Origin of the sequence: Pseudoduganella sp. SL102, assembly GCF_027856995.1 — a bacterium.
Taxonomy (GTDB): domain Bacteria; phylum Pseudomonadota; class Gammaproteobacteria; order Burkholderiales; family Burkholderiaceae_D; genus Rugamonas; species Rugamonas albidiflava.
On record NZ_CP115554.1, the window covers coordinates 1560300 to 1569869 of the forward strand.

Genomic DNA, 9570 nt, shown 5'->3' on the forward strand with positions numbered 1-9570 from the left:
GTTGGTAAATAGAAGGTGCATGGTTAGTCTCCAGCGGGAATGTGGGCAGGGGGAGCCGCATTCTCACGGCGATCCTCGATTTCCAGAGGCATGCTAGCTTCACCTTTTGAGTCGTTTGCCCACTTAAAAACTGATGTGTCGTTAATTTGACCGGACTGAAAATATTGCGAGAGTGTTTTTTGGGAGCTTGTATCTGGAAGGTCACGCCATAGCCGCCAGTCTGCCTCTATCCTAAGTTTTTGCAGTTCGGGCGCCGGGATCCGGCACATCCCAACGGCTACGTCATAAGCCAGGGCTTGCTCTGCATGCATCGGATTGGTCATAATGGTCGAATGATCGGTAGCGTTGCTGTCGATGTTTTCGGTCAGGTAACGCTTAATTTCCTTGGCACGCCATGCCTTGTACTCGTCATTGGCTTGTTCGGGGTTGTCTTCAGCGGTTACCTTCTCATCTGGTTTGACCATTTTTTCACGTCTTGCCAGCATACGCAGGCGGGCATGATCTTCGTAGCGCCGGCTCGCTTCACTGTCGCGGTTGCCCTTCCCGGCGTCGGTTTGTTCTCTGTTTGGTTCATCGGAGCGTTGTGTGATGGGCCGGTTTTCGGCATACGGATCTCCGGGATCGCGCACACGGTTGGCATCGCGGTCCTGTCCCGGGGCGTCGTAATATTCATCGAAGTCACTGGTCTTGCCGAAGCGCATTCCAACGGGTTCAAATGCCGAAGGCAGTGTCGGAGCATCGATGGGAATCGACCAATTTTTGCCCGGCTCGGCATTGATGCACGCGCCAAAAAAAGCCGAGGTGACTGTAATGGGTACGATGACTGGTGTTGATAAGAACGTTATTACTTTGCCGAAGTAAGTCTTATTTGAGCTTAAACCTTGAGATATTGAATACTTAACCTTGGGAGATGCGGGAATCCAGAATCCCGTGTTCCCAGCTTTCACATTCCTGTTGTGACGGTCATTCCAATAGTGGTAATTGCTCTTGACGCCGACTTTGAAATTTTGTGCGAATACGCGCTGGCTGAATACCCCGGCGCCACCAGCGGCAGTGATTTCCTCCTGATTCATGCCGCGCCATCCAATGCCTTGTATGGATGTGGCTGAAATGACTTGATCATGCGGATTACAGTAAAGCGTGACACGGCCACAAGTACCCTGGCGCGGTCCATAGCCGCAAGCTTGCCGGTCGCTTGCGATATCGAATCCATGCGCTGAATTTGCCATACGCTTGTCGATATCTTCGGCTTTTTGCTGTTCTGATGCCGGGCGGCGAATGATGTCGAAAAATGCCCGCAATGTCTTCATCCGTGCTTGTTCGGTCTGCCGCCCGGTACCGCCATACCGGTCTTTCATGTGTGATTCGGTCCAACTTTGAAGGAAGTTGGACTTGAGCACACTGTATGGCGGATTGCACAGGACGTAAGTGTCGGCTACGCAGCGTCCTTCCCTGCCAGCGCTGTTTTTTACCGCAGGCATTCGGTCCCCGAGGAATGCGGCGGCCATGCCGATCATGTTACCTTGGCTATGGCATACGATCGTAATCGGTACATCCACTTGTAATTCGCGAATGGATTTGATCAGCTTCGCTAGCCGAAGCGCAGCAAGCACGAAATAGGGACGCGGCGGACAAGAGAAGACTTGACGGCCGGGCACTGGATTGATGTGCTGGACGTTCATCCACAGAAACAGGTTTTCCGACAAGCCTGCGCTCCAAAGATCGGGTAACGCCGTGCAACCATTGGCAAACGGGCCGCCACCCCAATAATTCTCTTCGTTAAGATAAATGGCGTCGCCGAATTCTTGTAGCTCGGTTAGGCTAGCCTTATAGCCCCAGCGAAATCGAATTACTGGGCTAAAATGATTGTCGTCCCCTACAAACGTCTTGCTAGTCCGCTTTGCATTGATGAATCCATCATCCGTGAGCTCAGGAATATATGAGACCGGGGTCAGCTGGCCGCCCGCTGGCGTGGGATGAGCCAAATGCTCATCGCAACGTTTCAGGCGCTGGTTCAATCCAGCACAGATTCCCTTCTCGGCTTGGTCATACCATTCTCCGTCTGAATTCACTCCATGGACGAAAATCACAATACCCGGCAAGGGCATTTGCATAAGAACGTCCAAATAAGAATCACGCAGCAGTGTCACACCACTTGCGCCTTCAATGGATGACAAACGGACTACGTCCATTTCCTTGGGATCTGCCTTGGCAGAGCTCAAATGTGGGTTCGAGCTATTCGACATATCGATCTTCCTCCAAGAGTTTGTTCATGTCTCGTCATCAGCGATGCTTGCGAGCAGTTGTTGCACAGTGTCGCCTTGGACTTTTTCGGCCTCGCCTGAGTCATTGGTAATCACTGACATTGGAGCGCCCCCGTTTACGGCCACGTTCAGCTTTATTCCTTCGACGGGCTTACCGTCAGTAGGCCGTACAACGCGCGGCGTCCGAACAAATTCCCCATCTGTAAACTTCGGCACCTCCGCCCCCTTGGTCGCCGGCCCATTCCACCGATGCCCGTCCGTCCTGATCCGCATCTCCCCCGGCCCACCGATCTCCGGCTCGCCACCCTTCAGCGACAGGTAAGCCCCAGCCGTATTCACCAGCACGATTTCCTCGGCCATGATGATCACGCGCCCCGCGGCGCTGATCTTCACGTCCTTGGCGGAATCGATCTGCGTGGTGTCGTGCTGGCTTTGCATCAGCAGCGGGCCGTGGTGAGCGATGGCGTGCAGGCCGTCCCAATGCGAGAACAGCGAGATGCCCTTGCCGGCGTTGACGTTGAAACGCTGGCCGGAGGTCAGTTGCAGGTGTTGCTGCGCCACCGTATCGACGTTGGTGGCGGCGTAGGTGACCACTGCTTTCGACGTGGCGAAGCTGATGCCGTCCGGGGCGGTGACGCCGATGGCGGCGGCGCGGTTCTTTTCCCAATCCTTGACCTCCGCTTGCAGCTCGCTCTGCGCCGCGGCATCGATGGGCAGGCCTTCGTGCTGGGCCGCGTACTCGCCCAGTGACCGGAACAGCTGCACGCATTCCTCCATCAGCGCCAGGTATTCCGTGCGGTCGAGCTGCTTGCCGCCGCTGCCTAGCCGCTGCCAGGTGGTGAGCAGCATGCCTTTTGCGCCGCGCAGCGCCATGTGGCGGTCGGTGGTCAGCTCCGCGCCGTCGCCGCGCGGCGCGCCCACGCCGTTCGTGCGCGGCTGGGTGAGCGCGCCGAGATTGAGTTCGGTGCGGCCATGGTCGCTGGAGACTTGCGCGCTGATTTCGCCGGGCGTGTCGTCGAGCCGCAGCTGGTTGACGCGCGTGCTGCGGATTTCGCGGCTTTGAATACCAGCGACATACCGGTTGCCGGGCAGGCCGTCCGTGCCGAGGTGCGGAGGGCGGGCGACCGTGTTGTAGAGCTGGCCGATCACCACCGGCTTGTCCGGGTCGCCGCCCAGGAAGGCGATCAATACCTCGGTGCCGACGCGCGGCAGCGTGAGCGCGCCAAAGTGCGAGCCGGCGCCGCCGATGCTGCCGGCCCAGTTGGTGGCCACGCGCACCCAGGCCGAACCGGCATCGGTCCCGGATGCGCCGGCGCCCTGCGCGTGCTCGTGATCGCGTTCGCGCATGCCGCCGAAACGTACCTTGACGCGGCCATGCTGGTCGCAGTGCACTTCTTCGCCGGCTGGGCCGACCACGATGGCGCTTTGCATCTCCGCGCGCGGCTGGTCGATACGCGGGTCGTAGGCCGGCACGAAGCGGGTGTCGCGCCGTACGCACGCCATGCGCATGAAGAATCGCATGTCGCCGGCGTCGAACCAGTTTCGGCTGGCCAGGGGAATATCGGCGATGTCGGCGGTCCAGCGATTGCGGGCAAACAGGCGTTCCACCCGCGCATCGAACGCCTTGGGCAGGTTGTTCTGGGCAATGAACTGCAACGACAGGATGATGAATTCGCGCTCCTCGTCCGGGTGGGTGTTCATGTCGGGGTGGCCGTCCAGCGCAAAGTACTCGCCAGCGCCGCAGGAGCGCACGCCGCCTTCGGCGTGGTAGCACTTCGCTTCGAAGTCCGAGCGGGCCATCGCCTGCCGGGCCAGGTCACCGAGATCATCGGCGTTGGCACGCACGTGCGGTGCTTCGACCAGGTACCGGTCCAGATGGTCGGCCACCTTGTTGCCCTTGGCGCCCTGGTCGGCCGCGCTGCCAGCGCGCGCGGTCATGAACGAGGTACCGCGGGGATTGATGTAGTCCCAGCTGAAATGCGTCACGCTGCCGGGGCGCAGCATACGCACGCCGCTCCAGGCCGTGATGGTGTCGCGTTCCTCGGTGGCGCTGTTGCGATGAAAGCGCACCTGCCCGGCGGGAGATTGCCGGAGCCGCTTCACGTCGCGAAACAGCACCATGGTATGGACCGGCACCGCGGTCTTGCCGCTGTCTTCGTCGCCAGGCTTGGGCCGGAAGAACCAGCTGATGCCGCGCCGCTTCAGCAGCCGCTTCACGAATGCGCCAGTCCCTTCGTTATATTGGATGATCTGCTTGCGGGGCGGATCGCGGCGCATGCCCAGCGCAGCATCCACTTCGAACTCGAACGCGGCGGCCAGCGCGGGATTGTTGCGGCGCGCTTCGGTGAGGATCACCTGCACCACGTCCAGTTCCGTCTTGTCGAGGAACACGCGGGTATTGACGGCCAGGTCGAGAATGGCCAGCGCATCGCGGATGACCAGCTGGTAGGTGGCCAGGCCGCCATCGCTTTCGCCCTGCGCCGCTTCAGCCACGATGCCGCAGATGCTGCGCAACTTGCCTTCGTCCGTCACGATCTGTACCTCGGCCGCCACGCCGATCAGTTCCTTCAGGGGCAGGCGAACATCGAGCGACAGGCAGTACACGCGCAGTTCGATACCGCCGCAGACGGCTTCCGTGCCGGTGATCCGCTGCGGCAGCAGCATGGTGTCCGACAGGCCGTCCGCGCAGGCAAGCGTCATCCGGAGCGGGCGGTTGCGGGCCGTCAGGAATTGTTCGATGGGGCTGGTATCGTCGAATTTGTCGTAGTCCATAAGGCCTCCGGTCCGTCAAAAGGGCTCGATCAGGTAGCGGGTCTTGTCGTGATCCCGTGTCGCTGGCTTGAAGGTGAGGACTGCCGCGCGGCCCAGGCGGGCCTGGCCAAGGATGACCGGCCGTATATCTTTTGCGCGCAGGATCGGACGTACTTCGAAGCGCAGTTCAGGTACGGAGAACAGGGCAAGCATGGCTTTCAGTGCTTTTCCGCCGTCGCCATCGCGCAGGAAGTGGTCGTACTGGTCCCTTGTCAGGGGGCCGATCCACAGGCGCACCCAGGTGTCCCGCGTGCGGTAGCGCTTGCCGATGATCATGCTGCCCAGCCGGCACTGTTGCGGCTCGCCCAGCGTTGCCGTTTCATCCGGTTGCAATCTTTCCCAGGCGGGCACGAACGGCTCCAGCCGGATCGGCACGCCAAAGTAGTCATTCAGCACAGCCGATAGCAGTGCCGCTGAAACCGGCCGCTGGCGCAGCACTGCGGCATAGTGTGCGACGGCTTCGGCCGGGATCTCTTCCGCATCCTTCCGGCCCGCATGGCCGGCCAGGGCCAATTGCATATCGCGGAAATCGTCGCGCCCGTCGCGGCCGAACCGGTACTCGACGCGGCACTTTTCCCAGGCGCGATAGAACAGCATCACGGAGCGCTGCGAAAAACAGTCGAGGAAGGCACGCCCGCTTTCATCCTTGTCGCCGTGCACCTGCGTGGCGATGGTCTCCGTATAACAATAGGGCAGCGCGCCCTTCACACCGAGGAAGCCGATGAAGGCCGGCGTGATGCGGATGCGCGCATCGTCGATGGCCAGGGCCTCGATCTGGCTGGGCGGGAATCCCAGCGAAATGCTGTTCGAGAAGCGCAGCACGCTTTCCAGCGTATGCCGTGCCGGCTGGCCCTGCAGCCACCGGTCCAGCAGGTGCACGGCCTGGAAAAAGTCGTAGCGGTGCGGCCGGTCGAGCACCCGGCCGATCAGGCCAGTTCGATCTCGCCATGTCGTGGCTTGCATCGTATGAGTTCCTTTCCGTTCGAGAGCGAGACGATGGTCAGTTGCGTGAAGCTGTTGATGTGGACGCACAGTCCAAAGAAGTGGTCCAGTACTTGCGCGAACAGGTGCAGTCCGGTGCCCGTGAACGCTTCCTCGTCGAGCGTGATGCGGATTGCGATGCCGTGCACGGGTACCCGGCCCTTTTCGTCGCGGAACCAGGTGCGTGCGGGGCGCCGTTCCAGTGCCGCTATCGCGCGGATCTGGTGTTGCGTGAGCGCTGACTGGCGCAGGTCGTACAGCGCCAGGGCTTCGCGCAGCCCGTCGACGCCTTGCTGCACCAGCGCCGTGTGGCTGAGCGCCAGTTGCGAGACCAGCCGCCACTGAATGTCGCCGCTGAAGCGGTATTGCGGAGTGGGGCGGTTCAGGAAGCGCAGCGTCCATCCGGCGCTGCCCTGTTCCAGCTGCAGGTCGCCAGCCGGAGCGCCATGGCGCAGGCGCGCCGGCAAGTCGCGGTTGGTGCAGGTAAGGTCGATGGAGGCGCTGGCGTTGGGCATGTCGAGCGGGTCGATGGTCCGGTCCACCAGCGATATGCGCATTTCATGCCCTGGATGCGTCACGGCGCGGATGGCATCGCGCCTCACCAGGTAATATGCGCCCTTGCCGCGCTGTTCGCCGTGGCGCAGCGAGTAGTAGGGGCGGAATTCCGTCAATTCCTGCTTGCGGCCTTCCGCCCGCGCCGCTGCCCGCAGTACCGAAACCTTGTCCACGCTGTAGATGTCATAAGCGCTGGCGGGGCCGCCTTCTGGTAGCAGCAAGTAATCGGGCCGCGTGTGATCGAGTTCGATCGGGCAGGCGCTGTGCGGGAACAGGTTGACCACCGGCGTGCAGTTCAGCAGCAAGTTGTCGCGCGAAAGCGTGGCCAGATGGCGCGCGGGAACTGCATCGTGCCGTATGTCGAGTCCCAGGTGCAGCGTCAGCCGGCGGCATTCGGGCTTGAAGTGCGGGGCCAGCGGCCGCCACCCTATATCGATGAAATTGAACCGTTCGGGGAAGACGAAATACTCGGTCAGCAAGCGGAATGCCGGGTGGGACGTGGGCGGGCAGGGCAGCACCGCATCGCTGGCTGCGAAGCCGGCTGCTGCCAGGGGCACCGCGTCCAGTGCCTGCCATCGGCCGCCGGGCAGCTCGATCCAGGCGGCTTTCGTGTGCAGGAACAGAGTATCGCGCACCGTCGCGCACAGCGAAGGCTGGCCGGCGAGCAGGGCGCGCACTGCATCGAGGTCGATCCTGGTGGGATCGTCCGCCATGCATTCGAAGCCGATGCTGATCGACGAGACCACATCGATCGGGCGTTTGCACGCCGGCGGTGGTGCGAAGATGGGGTGGAACGCGAATTCCGTCACCACCAGTGGACTCACGTGTACATCCTGCACCGTGCGAAATCGGCAACTTGCTCCGCCGTCCGCACCGGCGCGCATCATCGTGCCGCGCGGCAGTCGGATTGTTCCATTCATACCACTCATGCCGTGGACGGCCAGGCCCGGATCGACGTGGACGATGGCCGTCGAGGGGAAGGGCAGCAGATAGTGGCGATAATTGACGCTGAGGATCGCCTCGCTCATCTTGTTGTCGTTTTCCTCGATCGCCTGCTCGGTGCGCCCGGTGAGAAAAGCGGTTCCCTGGAGCAGCCGCTCGATGTGGGGATCATCGCTGGCGCCGTTCGCCACGCCGAGGCGTGTTGCCTGCGCCGGGTACTCGGCGGCGTATTCCCGCACGTAGCCGTGGAGGATGCCCAGCGCACGTTCGTAGTATTCGCGTTCCTTTTTCATCGGGGCCCCATCAACGGATCGAGTAATGAAGGCTGGACGGTTCCAGCATCACATCGAAGCGCACCCGCTCGCCGGCCGACACGGTACGGAGCTGCGCGGTGATGATGAAACTGAGCCGGTTGACCACGCCCGGTTCATGGATCAGCTGCACCCGCACACCGGCCAGGCGCGGTTCGTGCAGCGCGATGGCGGTTTCCAGCTGGTCGCAAATGTCCTTGCGGTCCGCGCTGCTGGAAAGGCAGAGCTGTGCAAAGTCGGCCAAACCGAAATGGCCCACCGACCGGCGGCACAGCGGCAAACCCGCAAGGTCGCCATCCGCAATCGCGTTGCGGGTATTCAGCAGGCTTTCGAGGTCGCGCGTAATGCCCCGCTTGTGCTGCTCGAGAGTCAGCAGCGAAGGCGTCGAAGGTACGGTCAGGCGCTCCCACACGCTGGGGATGAAAGTGGCGTCGGCTTGTCTCATTGATTTCCTCTCGGAAAGTCCAGAGAGGTGATTCTCTGATCCCGAGAAGAAATACGAATTGCGTCAACGCAACAGTTTGTGTCGTCCGATCGCAAATGCCGCGACGCTCTTTAGACCGGGCGTCATGAACTTGTCTTCTCGGCATGAGAAGAAGTACTCACTTTCCCTATAGGCCGCATATTGCCTGGGAGCGCGAGAGGACATTGCTTTCCTGATGAAAGCAGCGGAAAATGCGGCGCCCTGCGGCCGGGAACACCTTGGACATGCAAAGTTGTCTATACATGTTATTTCCACAAGGAATTTTCAGCAATTTTTAAAACCGTGGAGTCATTGCATTATTAATAATTTGGCGCCGTGTTTCCGGTAGTACTTACTGCGCTGAAAACCCTGCCTGTATGCGGATACAGTGTCGGGAAACGGCGACAGCCAGCTAGGTTTTATGGCTGAGAAAACCGTTGTCGGGCCGCTACTCAGCCGTTGTTTCATGGCAACATTATATTTTCCTCAAATTTTGTTCTTTGCCACTCGGCAGCGATTCATGCTGCGCTGTAGATGAGGTAGCACATGCACTAAATAGCCTAGGTACCTGATTTGTCGACGTTTTCTGTGTTGAGACTGCTTGAACGATACGCGCTAAGTCCTTAATTTCATTAGTAAAAATCGACTTTTACCAATTGGAAATCGCTTGACCACTGTCGTGCCGACCTTTAAAGTGGGCACCTGTGTGAAAAAGTGCAGTTTTGTGGGATACCGGGGCGGAAACGGCGCCACCCAAAACCAACAACAGATTTATCCAAACCAGGTTCTGAAGAGAAAGTACAGCCGTGTTCCAGGGCGCTTCCGCGATCACTCTCGATGCGAAAGGCAGGATGTCCATTCCCGCCAAGCATCGTGACGCACTGTCAATACAGTGCGAAGGCCGCCTCACGCTGACCAAGCACCCGGACGGCTGCCTGCTGATGTATCCGCGCCCCGTCTGGGAAGCCAAGCGCGACCAGATCGCCGCCTGGCCGATGTCGGCCCGTGGCTGGCAGCGCATCTTGCTGGGCAATGCCAGCGACGTGGAAATGGATGCTACCGGGCGCATTCTGGTGGCGCCGGAGCTGCGTGCAGCCGTCGGCCTGGGCCGCGAGGTGATTCTTTCCGGCATGCTGACGCACTTTGAAATCTGGGATCCGGCCAAACGCGCCGAAAACGAACAAGCCACGATCGACGTCGGCATGCCGGACACGCTGTCCGATTTCTCATTCTAAAGGCCCGC

The 9570-nt window shown here is 60.5% G+C and carries 6 protein-coding genes; 1 reads left to right on the forward strand and 5 read right to left on the reverse strand.

Annotated features, from left to right (window positions below; all coding sequences use genetic code 11):
• Nucleotides 1-23: 23 nt before the first annotated feature.
• Genes OU994_RS06725 through tssE form a run of 5 tightly spaced genes read right to left on the reverse strand, consistent with a single transcriptional unit; the run spans nt 24 to nt 8309 of the window.
• Nucleotides 24-2246 (reverse strand): hypothetical protein, encoded by a 2223-nt coding sequence (locus OU994_RS06725; protein ID WP_281610118.1) that lies wholly within the window; start codon nt 2244-2246, stop codon nt 24-26.
• Nucleotides 2247-2270: 24 nt separating this feature from the next.
• A complete protein-coding gene (locus tag OU994_RS06730) occupies nt 2271-5036 on the reverse strand; it encodes a type VI secretion system Vgr family protein (protein ID WP_281610119.1) in 2766 nt (921 codons plus the stop codon).
• Between the two features lie 15 nt (nt 5037-5051).
• Nucleotides 5052-6038 (reverse strand): type VI secretion system baseplate subunit TssG, encoded by a 987-nt coding sequence (tssG, locus tag OU994_RS06735; RefSeq protein ID WP_281610120.1) that lies wholly within the window; start codon nt 6036-6038, stop codon nt 5052-5054.
• Nucleotides 6002-7846 (reverse strand): type VI secretion system baseplate subunit TssF, encoded by a 1845-nt coding sequence (gene tssF, locus OU994_RS06740; RefSeq protein WP_281610121.1) that lies wholly within the window; start codon nt 7844-7846, stop codon nt 6002-6004. Before tssF ends, tssG begins: the two co-directional genes overlap by 37 nt.
• A 10-nt stretch (nt 7847-7856) precedes the next feature.
• Complete coding sequence (tssE, locus tag OU994_RS06745; protein WP_281610122.1) at nt 7857-8309, reverse strand: type VI secretion system baseplate subunit TssE; 453 nt, start codon at nt 8307-8309, stop codon at nt 7857-7859.
• 824 nt (nt 8310-9133) lie between these two features.
• Between tssE and mraZ the strand changes: the two genes are divergently transcribed.
• Nucleotides 9134-9562 (forward strand): division/cell wall cluster transcriptional repressor MraZ, encoded by a 429-nt coding sequence (mraZ, locus tag OU994_RS06750; RefSeq protein ID WP_131147600.1) that lies wholly within the window; start codon nt 9134-9136, stop codon nt 9560-9562.
• The last annotated feature ends 8 nt before the right edge of the window (nt 9563-9570 follow it).

What these genes read in the sequence shown, in the direction of transcription:
- OU994_RS06725 (WP_281610118.1), bottom strand. Translation starts at nt 2,246, where the DNA reads ATGTCGAATAGCTCGAACCCACATTTGAGCTCTGCCAAGGCAGATCCC.
- OU994_RS06730 (WP_281610119.1), bottom strand. Translation starts at nt 5,036, where the DNA reads ATGGACTACGACAAATTCGACGATACCAGCCCCATCGAACAATTCCTG.
- tssG (WP_281610120.1), bottom strand. Translation starts at nt 6,038, where the DNA reads ATGCAAGCCACGACATGGCGAGATCGAACTGGCCTGATCGGCCGGGTG.
- tssF (WP_281610121.1), bottom strand. Translation starts at nt 7,846, where the DNA reads ATGAAAAAGGAACGCGAATACTACGAACGTGCGCTGGGCATCCTCCAC.
- tssE (WP_281610122.1), bottom strand. Translation starts at nt 8,309, where the DNA reads ATGAGACAAGCCGACGCCACTTTCATCCCCAGCGTGTGGGAGCGCCTG.